This is a genomic window from Enterococcus sp. AZ109, from assembly GCF_051714625.1.
In the GTDB taxonomy this organism is placed as follows: domain Bacteria; phylum Bacillota; class Bacilli; order Lactobacillales; family Enterococcaceae; genus Enterococcus_A.
In genome coordinates this window covers 2,453,623-2,471,879 of the sequence record NZ_JBIOSF010000001.1, presented here as the reverse complement: position 1 = coordinate 2,471,879, position 18,257 = coordinate 2,453,623, and the positions used below count along the sequence as shown (strand labels likewise).

General features: G+C 40.5%; 16 protein-coding genes. 4 read left to right on the top strand and 12 right to left on the bottom strand.

Annotation, left to right across the window (positions count from 1 at the left end):
* Window positions 1-10 precede the first annotated feature (10 nt).
* Window positions 11-1,048, bottom strand: a complete 1,038-nt coding sequence (locus IGI42_RS11935) for a glycosyltransferase family 4 protein (protein WP_438716072.1) — start codon at window positions 1,046-1,048, stop codon at window positions 11-13.
* Complete coding sequence (locus tag IGI42_RS11930; protein ID WP_438716070.1) at window positions 1,036-2,289, bottom strand: O-antigen ligase family protein; 1,254 nt, start codon at window positions 2,287-2,289, stop codon at window positions 1,036-1,038. Before IGI42_RS11930 ends, IGI42_RS11935 begins: the two co-directional genes overlap by 13 nt.
* A gap of 332 nt (window positions 2,290-2,621) precedes the next feature.
* Here IGI42_RS11930 and IGI42_RS11925 point away from each other — a divergent pair, with 332 nt between their 5' ends.
* On the top strand, window positions 2,622-4,130 hold the full coding sequence (locus tag IGI42_RS11925; protein ID WP_438716068.1) for a helix-turn-helix domain-containing protein: 1,509 nt from the start codon (window positions 2,622-2,624) through the stop codon (window positions 4,128-4,130).
* 125 nt (window positions 4,131-4,255) lie between these two features.
* Here IGI42_RS11925 and IGI42_RS11920 read toward each other — a convergent pair whose 3' ends face one another.
* Window positions 4,256-5,017: a tyrosine-protein phosphatase gene (locus IGI42_RS11920; RefSeq protein WP_438716066.1), complete on the bottom strand. Its 762-nt coding sequence runs from the start codon at window positions 5,015-5,017 to the stop codon at window positions 4,256-4,258.
* 19 nt (window positions 5,018-5,036) lie between these two features.
* Window positions 5,037-5,849 (bottom strand): putative ABC transporter permease, encoded by an 813-nt coding sequence (locus tag IGI42_RS11915; protein WP_438716065.1) that lies wholly within the window; start codon window positions 5,847-5,849, stop codon window positions 5,037-5,039.
* A gap of 122 nt (window positions 5,850-5,971) precedes the next feature.
* Between IGI42_RS11915 and IGI42_RS11910 the strand changes: the two genes are divergently transcribed.
* Both IGI42_RS11910 and IGI42_RS11905 read left to right on the top strand, forming a co-directional pair.
* Window positions 5,972-7,699: an ABC transporter ATP-binding protein gene (locus IGI42_RS11910; protein ID WP_438716064.1), complete on the top strand. Its 1,728-nt coding sequence runs from the start codon at window positions 5,972-5,974 to the stop codon at window positions 7,697-7,699.
* The gene (locus tag IGI42_RS11905; RefSeq protein ID WP_438716063.1) at window positions 7,692-9,455 is read left to right on the top strand and encodes an ABC transporter ATP-binding protein; all 1,764 of its coding nucleotides are present in this window, start codon (window positions 7,692-7,694) and stop codon (window positions 9,453-9,455) included. Before IGI42_RS11910 ends, IGI42_RS11905 begins: the two co-directional genes overlap by 8 nt.
* Window positions 9,456-9,520: 65 nt before the next feature.
* On the opposite strand, the gene IGI42_RS11900 is transcribed toward IGI42_RS11905, so the two are convergent.
* The 8 genes from IGI42_RS11900 to IGI42_RS11865 all read right to left on the bottom strand — a co-directional run bounded on the left by IGI42_RS11900 (window position 9,521) and on the right by IGI42_RS11865 (window position 17,080).
* Entirely contained in the window at window positions 9,521-10,669 is a 1,149-nt protein-coding gene (locus IGI42_RS11900; RefSeq protein WP_438716062.1) for a glycoside hydrolase family 3 protein, read from the bottom strand.
* A 169-nt stretch (window positions 10,670-10,838) separates the two neighbouring features.
* Window positions 10,839-11,522 carry a helix-turn-helix domain-containing protein gene (locus tag IGI42_RS11895; protein WP_438716061.1) on the bottom strand — a complete coding sequence of 228 codons (684 nt, stop codon included), beginning with the start codon at window positions 11,520-11,522 and terminating at the stop codon, window positions 10,839-10,841.
* A gap of 239 nt (window positions 11,523-11,761) precedes the next feature.
* Window positions 11,762-12,373, bottom strand: a complete 612-nt coding sequence (locus tag IGI42_RS11890) for a hypothetical protein (RefSeq protein ID WP_438716060.1) — start codon at window positions 12,371-12,373, stop codon at window positions 11,762-11,764.
* Window positions 12,374-12,477: 104 nt separating this feature from the next.
* On the bottom strand, window positions 12,478-13,422 hold the full coding sequence (gene trhO / locus IGI42_RS11885) for an oxygen-dependent tRNA uridine(34) hydroxylase TrhO (RefSeq protein WP_438716059.1): 945 nt from the start codon (window positions 13,420-13,422) through the stop codon (window positions 12,478-12,480).
* A gap of 241 nt (window positions 13,423-13,663) precedes the next feature.
* Window positions 13,664-14,773, bottom strand: coding sequence for a DUF3089 domain-containing protein (locus IGI42_RS11880; protein WP_438716058.1), 1,110 nt, complete (start codon window positions 14,771-14,773; stop codon window positions 13,664-13,666).
* A gap of 87 nt (window positions 14,774-14,860) precedes the next feature.
* On the bottom strand, window positions 14,861-15,706 hold the full coding sequence (gene rsmA / locus IGI42_RS11875) for a 16S rRNA (adenine(1518)-N(6)/adenine(1519)-N(6))-dimethyltransferase RsmA (protein WP_438717044.1): 846 nt from the start codon (window positions 15,704-15,706) through the stop codon (window positions 14,861-14,863).
* A 38-nt stretch (window positions 15,707-15,744) separates the two neighbouring features.
* Window positions 15,745-16,311 carry a ribonuclease M5 gene (gene rnmV / locus IGI42_RS11870; protein ID WP_438716057.1) on the bottom strand — a complete coding sequence of 189 codons (567 nt, stop codon included), beginning with the start codon at window positions 16,309-16,311 and terminating at the stop codon, window positions 15,745-15,747.
* Complete coding sequence (locus IGI42_RS11865; protein WP_438716056.1) at window positions 16,304-17,080, bottom strand: TatD family hydrolase; 777 nt, start codon at window positions 17,078-17,080, stop codon at window positions 16,304-16,306. The genes rnmV and IGI42_RS11865 overlap by 8 nt, the downstream gene beginning before the upstream one ends.
* Before the next feature lie 376 nt (window positions 17,081-17,456).
* Here IGI42_RS11865 and IGI42_RS11860 point away from each other — a divergent pair, with 376 nt between their 5' ends.
* Window positions 17,457-18,071 (top strand): hypothetical protein, encoded by a 615-nt coding sequence (locus tag IGI42_RS11860; protein WP_438716055.1) that lies wholly within the window; start codon window positions 17,457-17,459, stop codon window positions 18,069-18,071.
* The last annotated feature ends 186 nt before the right edge of the window (window positions 18,072-18,257 follow it).

Genomic DNA, 18,257 nt, shown 5'->3' with positions numbered 1-18,257 from the left:
GGACTCCTTTTTACTGCATCAAAATTGCGTAAACCTGTTGCCAAGCTTGGTGATACTCTTCAATGGAGAAATGATCCACTATTTTAGCTCTCGCATGAGCGGAAAACTGGCTCCGTTTTTCTGGCTCAGAAAAAAAGTCTACTAGGGCTTGTTCCATCTGATCGATGTCTCCTGGCTGAACTAAATAGCCATTCACCTGATCCTCCACTACTTGTTTTACCCCACCGATATCCGTTGCTAAATTAGGAATGCCATGAGCCATCGTCTCCAGAATGGCCATCGGAAGCCCTTCATGATAAGAAGGCAATAAATGCAAGGCACACTCTTTTAATAATTCAGCCTGATTGGTTGTCCAGCCGTGTAATTCCACATTTTTACAGCCTAAGCTCTCCATTTGCTGAACAATCTTAGCGGTCGTACCATCCGTATCCCCGTATAGATGAAATTTCAACTCGGGGAATCGCTCCTGTATTCGTCTTGCCAGCGTTAGGATATCGTGACTGCCTTTACGTTCACAGATGCGACCAAATGTCATAATATTCGTTGCACTTTTTTGATAAGTATTCTCCTTTGGTATAAATACGGCGTTGGTGATTACCTTCACTTCGCTGGTTGTCAATGTTTGATAGTACTTCGCCCACTCATCACTTAAAGCAACAATTAAGTCCACTTGATTTAATACTTTTCTTATAGTATTTTTTCTTTTAGTCGATGCTTCAGCGTAAAATTGATCGAAATGCGGTGCATGAAGGTGAAAAATAACCTTCGTACCTTTTTTTATCGCTTTAAGCAGCCCCGCTTTCCGGTAAAAACTAGCATCCTGTGAAACATGTATGTGTACGATTGCAACCTCTTGACGATGCGTACAATAAAATAATTGCCACCAAGCCCTTACCGCATAAAACAGCTTGGCTCTTTCGCACCAAGAAACGATGTAATTAATCTGCCATTGCTGCTCCTTAGGAAAATACTGAATAAAATTGCGTATTACAGTTGATATACCACCTTTTCCTGCACTTTCTGGTCCCACCATCACTATTTTTGCCATATCTGCTCCTTATTTTCTTGAATAAATAGGCACACTACCCCAAATACTGTTGCGGATAAGGCCGAAAAAAAGACATGCCCCACTATGAAACTATAGACAATCGTAAAAATTAGCAGAAACAGACAAAACCTGCGATTGTCCTGTTGTGCAGCTGTATTTAGAAAGTAACCCATCACTACCAAAAGGACGAATGTCCCGATGATTCCGTAAGAAAAAAACATATCGAAGAAATCCATTTCGATCAGCCCACCTTTTCTGCCATACCAAGTCCAGCGGTTCTCAAATCCCGAACCGAAAAAGAAAATAACTTGATTATTCGCTGTCTGTAAAAACTTGTCCACAGCGTCTTGCAAGTAAATATTCCTCGAACTCAGCAATAGCCGCGGCCAATCATCTTGGTACAGAATTCGGAAATAAGAAAATCTCCTAATCACCCCAGATAGCGCTTGTAGTAATAGGTCTTTTCCTTTTAACACCATCAAGACAATGCCTGCCAATATAAATTCGAATACTAAAAATTGCTCAAATAAAAACGGACTTTTGTAAGCAAATAAAAAGTAGCAAAGTAAATAAATAGAATACAGTGCACCTACTACCAAGCCTGATTTCGTTCCTAAAATTAGCAGACAATACATATTAAAAAAATAGAGAATGATTGATAGATATGCAGGAACTGCGAATTGCTTACGTTGGATAAGGTACCACCCCATTAGAAACAACATGATCAAAAAAGCGTAAGCAATATCGTTTGTAGCAAAGTAAAAACCTTTAAACCCCGCCGTATTATCGTAAGTACTACTTCCTAAATTGAACAGATAGGGAACAACCAACCCCGTAATTAAAAGCATATCTAATACAACAGTTAGTTTGATTACTTTGTCCAAGGATACTTGCTCTTGAAATTGCTCTGCAAAAAAAGGAATCAATAAACACAAGCAAAAGCGAATAATATAGGAGGACTCTTTTACCAACACAGAGATACCCGTATTAAAAAAAAGTGTTTGAACAATACAAACTGCTACTAAGGAAAAGGTAGACAGAAGCAATAACTGATAAAGCTTGGTGCTGCGAATACCTCTGATAGACACTTCCAGAAGAATATACGCAATGAATAACAACCGATAAACAGTTCCAATCGGTAGGTTGTAGCCGTAAAATAAAAAAACACCATTTAGAACATCTATCATTGGAAATATCATTATTAACAATAAAAATATGTCGACTTTTAATCGGTCTACCAATCAACTACTCCTTTCTCTTAAATATTAAATAACCTCACAATAGAACTAACATATTGCAAAATATAATTAATGATACTTCAACACCTTATCAACGAAACATCTTTTTTTGCTAAAAGATTGCCCTTTTTTGACAGATTGAATACGTCAATAACGTATATAATGATATGAAAATAAAAAAAAGTCTTTTTCTTAGTTGAAGAAGATTGGAAACAGTAAATATATTTGAAAAAGATTTGTTTTATTCTTGTTCAATTTTTTACTTTCCTGGTATTTATCACTTTTTAAAGAATTTAATGAATAGAATGCTATAGAAAGGAGTTATACAACAGAGGATGTTTCTAGTTAATCAGTTGGCTGAGTTATTTGATAAAGAAACGATAACAAAGATCAAAATTATCAATTTACTTCATGAACAAAATACTTGGTTAAACATCGAGGAGTTATCGTCAAATTTACAAATAAATTCACGAACTATTTCGAAATATCTTACATTTATTGAAAAAGATATTGCAAGCTTTTCACCAAATAAAGACATCATATTGAAGTGTAGAGGGAAGAAAGAATATGCTTTACACTATGATTTTGAGCCGATTTTAGAAGATTTAATTTTCCACATGATCGAAAACACTATTAATTATCAAATCTTAATAGGAATTTTTTTCTCTGAAATGCCTTCAATTATTCAGCTATCTCATAAATATTACATTAGCGAATCTTCCCTATGGCGTATGATTAATAAATTCCGAAAACAATTACTACTTCATGGGATTTCGATTGAGCGCCGGTCTTTGGAGCTTATGGGAAATGAACTTCAGATTCGTAAATTAAGTTTGTTCATACTACACAATTCTTATATAAGAGGCACTTGGCTCTATAAAGGAAGAACAAGGTTAGTTGCTGAAAAGATCATCGACAAAATTGCCGACTTTTTTCATCTATGTTTATCTGAATTTGAATACAAAGAACTTTTTTGTGTAATCGCCTTGTGTATTGAACGGACAAATCGAAAAAAATATATCTGTTTATCTAAAGAATCGTGGGAAAATCTCGAAAAAAATCAGCTGTTTGATCATTTTTTTTCCGAGCTGGGAAGTGTTTTACCCAAAGAAATGCACCGAAGGGAGGAAGTAGGGTTTCTCTTTTTATTTCTCTTTACTAAAGATGGCGTTTTCGACAACACTTACATATGGACACGTTTCAGCAAATTTCATCATCAACAGAAAACACAACTTTTTCAATCAGTGGAGGTCTTTAAAACGCTCTGCTTTAATAAGAAGCACCTTTTTATTTCTAAAGAAGACATGCAGCTGCTTGAAAAAAGCCTCTATAGTGCTCACTTGTATTGTCAGTTATTTCAGAATAAGGAACAATCAGGTACTAACGAGGTTCATTCGTCGGTGTATTCCACTATGGTCTACTCCCAAAACCTGAAAGAAAAGACCAAAGAATTGGTTCATTCACTTTATAAGAAGACAAGATTTCCACTATTTAAGGAAACCGATTACTTAGTATCGACTTATTCACTGCTTTTTGAAATAATCACGCCTCTATTACAAATAGAAGAGCCCATACAAATCTTTTTCGTATCTAATCTATCGAAACTAGAGGAACAACGATTAATTCAAATGATTAAAAATGAATTTGCTGGACGCTTCAAAGTTGAAATCTATACCCATCATGATTGCTTATGCAACTTTGAGTGTCTTGATCTTTTACTTTCAACCAGAAGAATGACCTTGGCTGAACAACCGTTGCTTCCAAACATTGTTATTCCCAAAAAGCCGACTAAACTTGATTTTCATAAGCTTGAAGAAAAGATCAGTACGTATGTCTGCGGGTAGTATATTCAAGTGCCCTTTCAGACTTTTTGGGATATATAAAAATACTCGTCAAAAATCAGTCAACTGATTTTCAGCGAGTATTTTTTTTATCTTAATTAAGCAAAGCCCTTTTTCTGAGTAGCAGTTTATCTTAAAAAGAAACGTTTTTTGACTTTCTGGTACGCAGGTCGTTGAACAGGATCACCATTTAACAAATCTTTGGCCATTTGCTGCATAGCGTTAGTATAACTTGCCCCAAATTCTTTCGTGATTTCTTGATAGGCTTCCATCAAATAAAACCCTCGTTGGTCTACACTGTGAGCATCCGAAGCAACCATAAAGCCCAACTGATGGTCCAGCATTATTTTTGCTGTTTTTTGAATTTTTTTGCCAAAAAAACCTACAATACTAGGTGCTGTTAACTGGGTCAGTACGCCCATATCCAGAAATGGAAGCAACCGATTCGGATCGTTTCCAAAGATGGCATTACGTTCTGGATGAACAATCACCGGGGTATGACCTTGTCCAATCAGTTGAAAAAACAATTGTTCCGCATAAGCAGGGACCTCCATAGTAGGAAATTCGATCAACAAATACTGATTATCCAAGTCGGTAAATAGAATTTCCTGACGTTGAATCGCCTCTACCATTTGCCCACTTAATCGAACCTCTTGCCCTTCATACAAAGACAACGCTAATCCTCTTTGATCCAATTCGCGCTGCAGATTCTGAACTACTGGAATTATCTTGTCAGCCGGATTGATGTAACGGCCATTATTATGATGTGGGGTACACAAAATATGAGAAATTCCCTGACGAATGGCCATACGAGCCATCGCAAGACTCTCTTCAACCGTCTCAGGTCCGTCGTCCATTCCCGGAAGAATATGACAATGTAAGTCAATCATCTCTCTCACTCCAAGCAAATTAATCTCTTTTCCGCATTTCCTTCACTACCTTGCGAATTTCTTCAATTGAACTAGTGATTTCTTTTGGCTTCATTCGCGGGAAGCTGGACAGTAGGCGCCGTTCCTGTAGACTCAAGCGGGGCAATCGGCTTTTTAAGTCCTTTTGCTCCAGCAACTCACCTAACCAGTCATAACGATCCGTAACCTGTTGCCTGATTTCGGATAAGCGTTGCGTCGAGGCGTCTTTGTTTTCCTCCATTGCCAATTGCAGTTGTTCTTTCTTTTCCTGAATGGCATTACTAATTTCATTAAGACCACGACGGAAGGAATGAACACTGCTTAAAGTAAAGCCTAAGTCAAAGCTGATCGCCATCAACAGTATCAGCGGCAGGAAGATCCCAAAACGATCCGCCCAGCTAGTGACCACTTCCATTAATCGTGGATTGAGCACTTCGATAATAAATAAGCAACATAGTCCCCAAAAGATCGAGACTGGCACAGCTACCCGACCATTGATGTTTAAAGGCACATCTTTGTAATCCCACAAGCTTGCTTGAAAAAGCTCCTCCAGTAAAAAGCTGGTGACGTATTCTAATAAAGTCACTAACGCAAAGGCCAGACCAAACACGACAATTTCACTATTTTGATAAGGAGCGATAAAATACAGCACCCCAAGTACCCCAAAGCCATAAATCGGTGTGATGGGGCCTAATAAAAAGCCGCGATACACAAACTTTTTGGCCCTAAAGGAGCAGTAAATCGTCTCCCAAATCCAACCAATAAACGAATAGCAGAAAAATAATAGCACAATAATTGAAAATTCTCGTTCCATCTCTTCCCCCCTCTTGTTTGATTTTACCAGATATCACAAATCTTCCGTATCAAAATTCGTCCGTTTTTCCACAAAATAAGCTACAATGGATGAGAACCCTAGTTTAAGGAGGGAAACATTTTATGGTTCGGCTATTACGTTACGCCAAAGAATATCGCAAACAAATTATTCTTGGGCCCTTTTTTAAATTTTTAGAGGCAGTCTTTGAACTCGTCCTGCCTTTGTTTATGGCGCGTTTAGTGGATGAAGGAATTGCTAAAAACAACCCGGAAAAAGTAATTGAGATGGCTGTATGGATGTTCGGTCTGTCTATTCTGGGCTTATTGTGCGCTTTGGTCTGTCAGTATTACGCCTCGATTGCCTCACAGGGCTTTGGTACAGTGCTGCGGAATCAAATGATGACTCACATTAATCGCTTTGCCCACAAGGAATTGAACCGCTTTGGCACAGATACCTTAATTACTCGGATGACCAACGATATCAACCAAATGCAGCAAGCGTTAGCGATGCTGATTCGGCTAGTCGTGCGGGCGCCATTTTTAAGTATCGGTTCAGTCATTATGGCCTTTTACATTGATTGGGAAATGGGCTTGATTTTCTTGATTTTGCTGCCTTTTTTCTGTTTGATCTTGTATTTCATTATTCACTATTCCGTACCCTTATACCGCAAAGTTCAGCACCAGCTGGATCAGCTGAATCAGCTGGTGACCCAGAATTTAAGTGGCGTACGGGTAATCCGTGCCTTCGCTCGGACGAAAACGGAGACGGATCATTTCGAAGAAAAAACCGTTGAGCTGTCGGACTTGAATCAAAAAGTGGCAAACATTTCGGCGTTATTGTCCCCCAGCACCACCTTGATTATGAATGTCGGTGTTGTAGCTTTGCTTTACTTTGGTGGCTTTAAGGTCAACGTAGGGAATTTGGAGCAAGGACAAGTGTTAGCACTTATTAACTACATGAACCAAATGCTATTGGCTTTGATTGTGGTTTCCAATCTCGTCGTTCTCTTTACCCGAGCAGCAGCTTCAGCTAACCGAATCAATGAAGTATTCGATACAGAACCTTCTTTAATAGAAGAGGAAAAACAAGTACAGCCGGATGCTGCGGCTCCACTAGTTCGTTTTGATCACGTGGATTTCCGTTATACGGAGGATTCTGGTCTGGCATTGGAAGATATTACGTTTGATCTGCCGGAAAATGAGATTCTGGGGATTACAGGAGCAACTGGTAGCGGGAAATCTACCTTGATTCAACTGATTCCTCGCTTTTACGATACCTCAAATGGCAGTATCTTTGTGGAAGGTGCCAACGTAAACGAGTGGCCTTTAAGACAGCTGCGTTATGAGATTGCAATGGTTCCACAAACAGCGGTCTTATTTACGGGAACTATTCGTGAGAACCTGCAATGGGGCAAACCAGATGCTACTGATGAAGAATGCTGGCAAGCCCTCGATACGGCTCAGGCAACGGAATTCGTTAAAGGCCTCCCCGATGGTTTGGATACGCCTATTTTCGAAAACGGTAAAAACTTTTCTGGTGGTCAACGGCAACGACTAACGATTGCTCGTGCCTTGATTCGTAAACCGAAGCTGTTAATTTTGGATGATTCCTTGTCTGCCTTGGATTATCAAACCGACTTGGATTTACGAACCGCCATGAAAAAAGACCTAAATGCGTCAATTATCATCATTTCCCAACGTCTACGCTCAATCCAAGATTCCCCAACGATTTTATTGATGGATAATGGGAAACTAGCAGCCAAGGGCAGTCACGAAGAATTGATGCAAACATCGGAAATGTATCGTGAACTGGCCGCATCTCAAGCAGAAGGAGGTGCGCCTCATGAATAAAAAGAAAAATTTCTTTCGGTCCTTTAAATTGTTCATTCCTTATTTAGCTGCGTATCCTAAACAGCTGACAGCAGCCGTTATTCTAGGAATTGCCAGCGGGGTGACTTCGGTCATGATGACCTACTACATCGGGGTCGGAGTCGATCAGATGGTGGCACAAGGACAAGTTGATTTTGCGCATCTATTTTCTATTTTGCGTTTATTTGTCGGACTATTCTTAGTAACCGTCGTCAGTCAGTACTTGATTCAGCGGATTGGGAACAAGGTTGCTTTTGATTCGGTAGCTAGTCTGCGGGATAAAACCTTCCGGCATTTAAATAAATTGCCGTTAAGCTATTACGATCAATCCTCTCAAGGAGATATCGTCAGCCGCTTTACCAATGACATGGATAATATTTCTACTGCGGTTTCAGCCGTCTTTAACCAAGTCTTTTCGGGAATGTCGGTTGTTCTAGTAGCATTAGTCTTTATGCTGTACTTAAGTCCGTTGTTAACACTTGTTGTATTAGTAGCTACACCGATCATATTTCTAATCACATATGTTGTAGCACGGACTTCGCAAAAATATTTTACTAGTCAACAACGAATCGTCGGGCAGATTTCTGGATTCATTACCGAAATGGTCGGCAATCAAAAAATTGTCAAAGCCTTCCAACGTGAAGATGTCAATCAGCACAACTTTGAAGCGATTAATCAAGAGTTGTACGTCCGAGGACAAAAAGCGCAATTTGCTTCTTCCTTAACCAATCCATCATCGCGCTTTGTCGATCATCTCGGTTACTTAATGGTTGGTTTAGTCGGTGGCCTTTTAGCTTTGAGAAGTTCGGGGGATATTACGATTGGGATGATATCTAGCTTTACGATTTATTCCAGCCAGTTTACTAAACCCTTTATTGAGCTTTCGGGGATTACGATTCAACTGCAAACCGCGATTGCTGGTTTGGATCGGTCCTTTGATCTATTGAGCCAACCGGTAGAAAAAGCTGATTCAGCCGATGCGCTGCGCTTGGATCAGGTAAAAGGGGCAGTCGTTTTCGATCATGTCTATTTCAGCTATCGCCCTGGACAAAAGTTAATTGAAGACTTCAACTTACAAGTTAAACCCGGTGAAACCATTGCGATTGTTGGGAAAACCGGCGCTGGTAAATCAACGCTGGTTAATCTGTTGATGCGCTTTTACGAAGTGGATCAAGGCAGCATTCGGATTGATGGCACCGATATTCGTGAAATTAAACGGGAAAGTCTTCGCAAGCATTTCGGTATGGTGCTGCAGGAAACTTGGTTAATGGACAGCAGCTTGCGTTCCAACCTGCGTTATGGTCGCAAAGAAGCCACTGACGAAGAAATTTATGCCGCATTAAAAGATGCTTACATGTATGAATTTGTCATGCGTTTACCGAAGAAACTTGATACGGTAATCGGTGAAGCCGGCTTGAAACTTTCTGACGGTCAACGTCAGCTATTAACCATCGCCCGTACTATGATTAGTCGTCCGCCGATGTTGATATTGGATGAAGCGACCAGTTCGGTGGATACCTTGACCGAGAAAAATATTCAAAATGCCTTCTTGAAAATGATGGAAGGTCATACCAGCTTTGTGATTGCCCATCGCTTGTCCACCATTCAAAATGCCGATCAGATTTTGGTCTTGGATCAAGGACAAATTGTTGAAGTTGGTACGCATGAGGAGCTTTTGAAAAAAGGCGGTTATTACAAACGATTGTATGATGCGCAATTTTCAAATCAAGGAGTCTGAACAAGGCTTCATAAACTAAATAAAAAGCTGTTCGATCCGCAGAATTTTGGATCGAACAGCTTTTTTTACTTTTTAAACAATCCTAATTCTAGTTTCCACTTCAAAACTCGTTCGACTGATTGGTTCAACTGTTCTTCGCTATACTTGCCTTCTTGAATTGCCTGTAAAATATAAGGAATTTGGGTGCTGTAGCTAGACGATAGTATTAAATCATTCCCTGCCTGCAATGCCTGCAGCCCGGCTTCTTCTTGTGAAGTAAACTCAGCTAAACCAGCCATATCCATATCATCTGTCATGACCACACCGTCAAAGCCTAATTCCTGACGGATGACTTCATGTACCTTCGCCGAGATCGATGCGGGTCGTTGCGGATCAATCGCAGTAACAATATTATGAGATACCATGATGCTATCCGTCCCCGCTTGAATCCCCGCTTGAAACGGTAGAAAGTCATTCCCCCGTAACTCTTCTAATGATCGATCATCTGTTACGATCTCGATATGGGAATCGCGATTATTGCCATAGCCAGGAAAATGCTTCAAGGTTGAACCAATTTTTGCTTCCTTCATCGTTTGAACACTTCTGGTAACATACTCACTGGTTCCTGCCGCATCCATCCCAATCGTCCGATCATAAATAAATGATTCAGGATCTGTCGATACATCTGCATCCGGCGCCATCCCCACTTGTATTCCAAGTTCATGGAACACCTCAGCCTTGCGAGTAATATCATCTGCAATCGCCTGCCAGCCATTTTCTTGATAGAGTGTCTGAGGACCAGCAAATGGCGGATCGACTAGCTGATTATGGCTCAAGCGACTAACCAATCCACCTTCTTCATCAGAAGCGATCAGCATCGGATAATTGCTCTCAGCTTGGTAGCTAGCAATCTTCTGCTTCAAGGAATCTTGTGTTTCACCTTCCATGTCACGGTCAAATAATAAATAGCCTCCTAAATGATAGGTTTGAATATCCTCTAATTGATTTTCTTCAGGCACGCGGACTAAAAACAATTGCCCAACCTTTTCTTCCAAGGTCATTTGATCCATTGTCTGTTTCACCTTTTGATCTCCCGTCATTTCAGGTGCTTTGGATATTGCAGTTGAAGACGACTGACTCACATTCGTACTCTCAGTTTCCGAATGGGTGCTGCAAGCACTTAAAAGAAGTGCCAATAAAATAGCGGCCCCTGCATATACTTTTTTCTTTACCATAAGCGGCCTCCTTCAATCGCTCCATTCTATCATGAGTACTTCAAATTTTCCGTAAGAAAGACCTAGCTAAAGAAAAAAAGCCCAATTCTAAGAATTGAACTTTTTTCTAGGTAAAAGAACCTATAATTTTTAAAGCTAGCAAGCCTTTACAGTAATATCAACTATACGTTTATTGTTTTAAAATATACCCTTTACGCCAAACAGTCTGAATAAGTTCCCCATCAATATCGTTGGCTTCAAATTTAATTCGCATGTTTTTGACTAGCGAAGACAATTGAACCATTCTTGATTGCGTCACTTCATTCCATAGCAATTGGCAAAGTTCCTCGCGGGCAACCGTATGTCCTCGTTCTTGTTTTAGCTTTTGGAAAACTTTGAATTCGCTTGCTGAGAAGGAAGCCAAGACATTTTCCATTTGCTTGTTATCGATTTTCGAGAATTGCCCTTGAGTGAATGGATGATACGACATATTGCCTAATTCCAAATTATAAAATGGGGAAGCAATTAATTCACGGATTTCTTCTGCTGAAGCATCGGAATGTATCCACTCAGTAATTTGTTCCTGACCTAAAATATTTTTTTCTTCCTCAACAAATGAACGATCGGCTTTACGGAAAATCAGACGGCCTTCCTTAACAATGTGCGGTAAAATTTCTTGAACTTCTCGGCATGAAATGGTTTCACTTAAGATAATCACGGAAAAATAATCTGCTAACCCAGCACTACTTTCAGATACGATCAATGAGTGAAGTGTACTCGAAGACGAAAATACTTCGAAGTTTAATCGTTGGAGCTTTTGCAACAATTCTTGTTCAGATAACACGTTTTTGGTAAGCAATAGTATTCTAATCATATCGTCCCTCTTCTTACTTATTAATTTCATAAAATTAAACTTTCTATTACTATACAATAAAACATTATTATAGTCTCGCTTTTTTAGAAAAATCTTTTTCTTTCATAGTTTGTTATTAAAGAAGAGGAATGCCCGTGTTTACTGGTCTCGTTTATTCTTTTTTCACATTTTTTACAAAATAGAAAATAATTAATCAATTTTATTCAGAATAAATTAAAAAATCGCAGTAAAAACTGCGATTAGGCGACCATTTTTTTAATATTGCTCTCATGTTTAATTGCTTTATCAAATATTGGCAGATTGAAATGTTTATAAAGCGTGCCAGCAACAAAGTAGGCGATATTGTAGTCTACTAAGCTATGAATCACACCGCCGATTCCCATTAAGATAAATACAGTATAGATATATCCTTGCGAATAATACGTATCTGGCATATTTCCCATGAAATAGAATACGCTGACGACAATCATCTCTGCAGCTGAGTGGATCAAGCCGATTACTAAATTGAATACTTGAAACTTCCCGTTTGCTAAAGTGAATTGTCCATTTTTAAAAACAATCTCTGGATGTTTTTGCAAATAGTGTGCGCCAATTACCGCAAAAAGTACGTGAGATAATGCCCGCAGTGCGATAATTGGTGAAGTCGAGATGAAAAAGCCAAATGCTGTTCCCAGCACAACGGCCACGGCCATCCCTGGTGAAAAGAACATTGCAATGAATACTGGTACGTGGCTCGCCAAGGTAAAGGATGCTGGCGGAATCACCACCTTGGGCATAACCATAGGGATTAAAACCCCTAGTCCGATTAGTAACGCTGAAATCGTTAAATGTTTTACAGAATTAGTTTTCATAATTGCCTCCCAAATGTGTCTTGACATGTATAACTGTTTTCCAGTTTAGTTGAAGTTCTCTAATGTGTCAAGACACAAAAAAGAAGAAGCATGATACGATGCTTCTAACGAGGGGCTATTTGAGCTAAACGTTGTTGCTTTTCAGTTGCTGAAATTCCATGATCAATTATATAGCGATTGCGTTCATGGCTCGCACATTCGTAAGTACAAGCGCCTAAATAGCGAGCTTCATTTTCTTCTGATACTAAGATTTGACGATTGCATTCTGGGTTGCTGCAGTTAATGTAGCGTTCACAAGGTGTGCCGTCAAACCACTCTTTACCGACAATTTGTTTATCCACCTGATTAATTTCAACGCTGATCCGCTCGTCAAAGACATACATTTTACCATCCCAAAGTTCTCCTTTAGTCGCTGGATCTTTGCCATAATTGGCAATCCCACCATGTAATTGCGCAACATCCTCAAAACCTTCTCGCAGCATCCAGCCAGAAAATTTTTCACAGCGAATCCCACCAGTACAATAGGTAACGATTCTTTTATCCATAAACTGCTCTTTATTGGCCCGAATCCATTCAGGCAACTCTCGAAATGAACGAATCGCCGGACGAACCGCCCCACGAAAATGACCTAAGTCATATTCATAATCATTACGGGCATCAATTACAACAGTGTTCTCATCTAAAAGTGCTTCCTTAAATTCTTTAGGCTCCAGATAATTACCGGTTAATTCCTTGGGATCGATATCTTCTTCCAGATTTAACGCAACCAATTCTTTACGCGGACGGACAAACATTTTCTTGAAAGCTTGTTCTTCACTTTCGTCTATCTTGAAGAAAATATCTTTAAAGCGTTCATCTTGTTGCATGTGTGCCATGTAGCGATCCGTGGCTTCTTTGGTGCCAGACAAGGTCCCATTAATCCCCTCTTCTGCCACTAAAATACGACCTTTCAAATCCAGCTCACGACAAAAAGCCAAATGCTCTTTCGCAAACTGTACCGGATCAGCAATTGGTGTGTATTGATAATATAATAAAACACGATAATTCATAATGATTCCCCACTTTCTTTATTCACTATACGGAAAGTTGAAGAAAATGACGACTCCTTTGCTTGCTCGTTTATGTACAAATAAAGAATATCTTTGAACATCCTCATAATTTATTATCAGCTAGATTCGAATTTCAGATAGTGGTAACTCCACAGCAGCAGACTTAGAGAACTAAGCAAGAAAGATAGTCACCTAGGTAAAAAAACTGACCCAAGCATCCTCGCTGGGTCAGTCAAATCATTTATTGCACAACTTCCTCTGCCACTGGTTCTTCCGCAGGGACAGCTTCAGGATGAGCCGCTAAGTATTGGGTCACCCGATTTTCAGCATTTTGCTGCAGGCTGTAATAATAGAAGCTGATATCATTATTATGGAAAGATCCTTCAGGGAAAATCTTGCGCGCACTTTCGGGCATCCCGTAACGGCTGACATCGGCAGTCGAGCAAATGACTAAGCCGCGCGCTGTATCCACTCGTGCATCAGCTACGCCCATTGTTTTCACGTAGTTCCCTTCTTCATTCCGCACGTAAGAGCCTAGGTTCGCCTCTACCGGTGCAGGCGTCTCATCTCTGGTCCATGAAATTGGATTAATTGCCACAGCCCCAGGTGCGCTAGTAGACAGCTCTCCTTCGAAGGTAGGTGAAACGGTATTATAGGAGATAATCACGCCCGTATCATCTGGTCCGGTTGCAAATGAGGTTTGCGGATTCGCATTCAGTTCAGCTTGAGTAACTGATTGCCCTAAAACATATGCTGCAATCATCCGCTCATTTACTTCTGGGCGATTCTTCAAATAATCAAACAAAATTTCTTTAACCATTGAAGCTCCTTGAGAATGACCAACCAAAATAAATGGTCGTCCATTGTTGTAATGTTCAATATAATAGTCGAAGGCTGCCATCACATCGGCTTTTGGTACGCCGTTAACATATTCTGACTGCTTTTCTGCTGATTGTGTAAGCAACCAGTTCGCATCCAACTGACGATAATACGGAGCAAATACATTGCCGCTGCTTTCAAAAGCTGAACCTTGGTTAGCCAGGAACACTTGAGCACCGGCCTGCATACTTAAATTATCAATCTTTGATAAAGGTGATTGATTGCCCTGCTTCTGATACGCAGTCGGGTATAAGATAAACACGTCAGCCGGTTCAGTTGGATCAGTCGTTTTAGCAAGCCAATTATCCACATCATTATAATCAGATGCTTCAATGACATCGCCTGTCTTAGCCGGTGTCTCCACTGCCGCTGATGATTCCTTCGTTTCCGTCTTTTTTTCTTTTTGGTCACAGGCGGAAAGAAACACGAGTGCTGCTATTCCGATCATTGCGCCATAAATCAATTTTTTCATGAGAATCCTCCTTGCAACTCAGTATAAATAAATTTTACATATTATAACGGAGTTGTCGGTTCATTTTAACAAAAAATACGAAAAGAATTAATCTTCTCGTATTGGTTTATTGGCTTCTAAGGCATTTGATAATGCGGCAAATTCCGTTAAGGACAAGGTTTCACCACGACGCTTAGGATCGATTTCAGCTTGTTGCAAACTTTTTTCCAACCATGCACGGGTTTCTTCGTCTTTACCATAACTGTGCAGCAAGTTGTTCCAAAGGGTCTTTCGTCGCAAGGCAAAACCGGCTTTAGTCAAACGGAAAAATTCTTTTTCGTTAGTGACTGTTACTGCGGGCTGCTTGCGGCGCACAAGACGTAAAATCGCCGAATCCACATTCGGTTGTGGAATAAAGACCGTTTTCGGTACAATAAAAGCAGTCGTTGCTTCCATATAATATTGCACGGCAATAGTCAACGAACCATAAGCTTTAGTGCCAGGTTTTGCTGAAACCCGATCAGCTACTTCTCGCTGCATCATGACCACCATTTCGTCTACTTCTAAAGCTGAATCCAAGAGGTGCATCATGATAGGCGTAGTGATGTAATAAGGTAAGTTGGCCACGACTTTAATCGGATCTGCCTGATCAAAATATTCGGCTTCTTTGACCAGATCAGCCTTCAAGATATCCTCGTGCACTACTTTGACATTGTCATAAGGGCTAAGCGTATCCGCCAATACAGGAATCAAGCGATCATCAATCTCAAATGCCAATACTTGATGAGCCGCTCTAGCTAAGTGCTCCGTTAAAGCACCAATCCCAGGACCTACTTCAATGACATTTGTCTGGGCATCAATGCCGGCTGTTTCCACAATCTTTTGTAAAATATTCGGTTCGGTCAGGAAATTCTGACCAAGGCTTTTTTTAAAGGAAAAGCCGTGCTTTTTCATAATTTCTTTGGTTCTCGATGGGGTTGCTATATCTTTGTTCACAAGGTCTCCTCGACTTTCTTCATGGCCGCGTGTAATTCTTCTTCAGTAATTCGAAACATGGCTAAGCGTTTTTCCAACTGCTTGGCATTGGTGTAGCCGATCCGCAGCTCTTCACCTAAACGTTCCCGTTTTTCACGGGCTTGAGCTCCCGCTATTAAACCATATTCCATCAAGGTTTGTCTAGGGATAGTCGTACTTTTTGTTTGCTTGGGGGTAACCACTTGCTTCAAGGCTTCGATGATCGCCTCGTCGCTAGCATGCTCAACCCCCAGACTGGCACCTCGTTTAGCGGGAGTCGCCATACGTCGTGACAAAAAGGCATGCTTGGCTTCGGGAATTTCCGCCATAATCGTTTTGCGAATTTTCTCACCGGAAAAATCCGGATCAGTAAAGACGATCACACCCCGAGTATCTTGGGCATGTTCGATTTGTTCTAAAATCTCTTCATTAATAGCTGAGCCCCGCGTCTCAATCGTATCGACTTCACCAAAGACTTCTTTTAAGCGTTTGGTATCATCTTTGCCTTCAACAACAATAATTTCTTCTATACTGTGCTCAGTCATGGGCCGCAATCCTAAATAAGCGATGAGCATTTTCAGTCGTATGCTTCGCAATTTCTTCTAAAGGCATCTCCCGCAGCTCGGCAACTTTTTCTGCTACATAGCGCGTATAGCCCGGTTCATTACGCTTGCCGCGATAAGGCATCGGTGCTAGATAAGGCGCATCCGTCTCCACCAAAATTTTGTCCAGCGGTACTATTTTGGCAGCTGCTTGAACATTCGGCGCATTTTTAAAAGTCACCACACCTGAAAAAGAAATGTGCATTCCAAGATCTAAGAAGCGCTTCGCCCATTCGTCATCACCACTGAAGCTATGCATGATGCCACCGATTTCGCGAATATCTTCTTCCTTCAAGACTTTGTACGTATCCTCTATCGCATCCCGCGTATGAATGCTAATAGGCAGGTTCATTTCTTTGGCAATCGCAATTTGGCGACGAAACACCTTGTCTTGAACCTCTTTTGGATCTTCCATCCAATGATAGTCCAAACCGATTTCTCCCAATGCCACTACCTTTGGCAAGGTTAATTGCTTAATTAGCTTTTCTTCTACTGCTTTCGTGTAGCTGCCGGCTTCAGTCGGATGCCAGCCGATAATCGAATAAATCCCGTCATAGGTTTGGCTCAACTCTAAGCTTTTTTCAATCGTAGGCTCTTCAAAGCCAACGACTGCCATCTCAGTTACTCCTAGTTCTTTTGCCCGTTCGACAGTTTCAGAAATTTCATCTTTAAATTGTTCTGCATTCAAATGCGTATGTGAATCAAAAAGCATTCTTTAATCGCTCCTTATATCTTCAATCAGTTTAAGTTTCCTCACGCTTTCTATTCTACTACAATCTGGCTTGAAATGCAGAGTTCACCGGTTTCTATAGCGACTCTTAAACTTATCGCGAGAAAAGCTTCGCAAACTCACCTCCGCTTTGGAGCATTGCGACTATGAGAGAAGCTGTCAAGAAACACAGCGAGCGCAGAAGCTGATGTTGTTTGGTACTTACTTAGTGTTCGTCAAGTTTAACTTAATGCCGTCAAAGCTAAACCCTTAATGCGGAAACTTACATCTTTAGTCGGATGTAAGTCAAGCGAAAACTTTCTATAATAGCTTAATGTCGATAACTTATTGACTCAATTTAACTAGATGGAGGATTTCTATGAATAACTTTCAAAAAGAATATCCCAATGCAGCAAAAGCGTTAAAACAAAAATTTCCCGAAAAGGCACCTTTATCCAGTCTTTGGCACTGGGTGGTCCTAGTGCTTTTTAGTTTTTTAACTATCACTAGTATTCAAAACCAGTTGTGGACGATCGGCGGATTAATCCTGTTGACCGCACTGGTCAAAGGTCCAGGCTTATTGATCTGGGGGATTGTTTACTCCTTTTTAGTCAGCTTGTTTCCACCTTTGGGTATCGTCTTATCAGCGATTTTCTTTTTGCTGAATATTCGGCTGCTAACTCGCAGTTGGCGCGTGAATTTGATCACCACGCTGTTTTACTTTTATCCATTGGGGATTAGTATTTTACAGCACTTTACCGATTGGACAGCCACTTGGCAAACAGCTTTACTACTGTTGCCTGGTCTGATTCTTTTGCATTTTGGCCTGATTAAGGTATACACTTACCACCCGAATGCTCGCCAAGTCGCTTGGACTGTTTTAGCTACCCCGTTTGAACTAATGTCCTTGCTGCTGCCGAAGCGCTTCAAGAATCACTTCAACGGACCGGACTATCGCAAAAAACCAACGATTCATAAAACGAACCGCTTCTAAGCGATTTGAGCATAAAAATGACTTTATGCACTCGCTAATCTATGATCCACCCAGCTAGTTTGCGAAACCAATCACCATGGATATTGTTGTGGAAGACTTACTACACAACAAAAAAACCGCTAACCTAATTAGCGGTTTTTCATTTTCCTAGTGAATCTAAGCTACTTCTCCTAGCTAAGAGTCCTT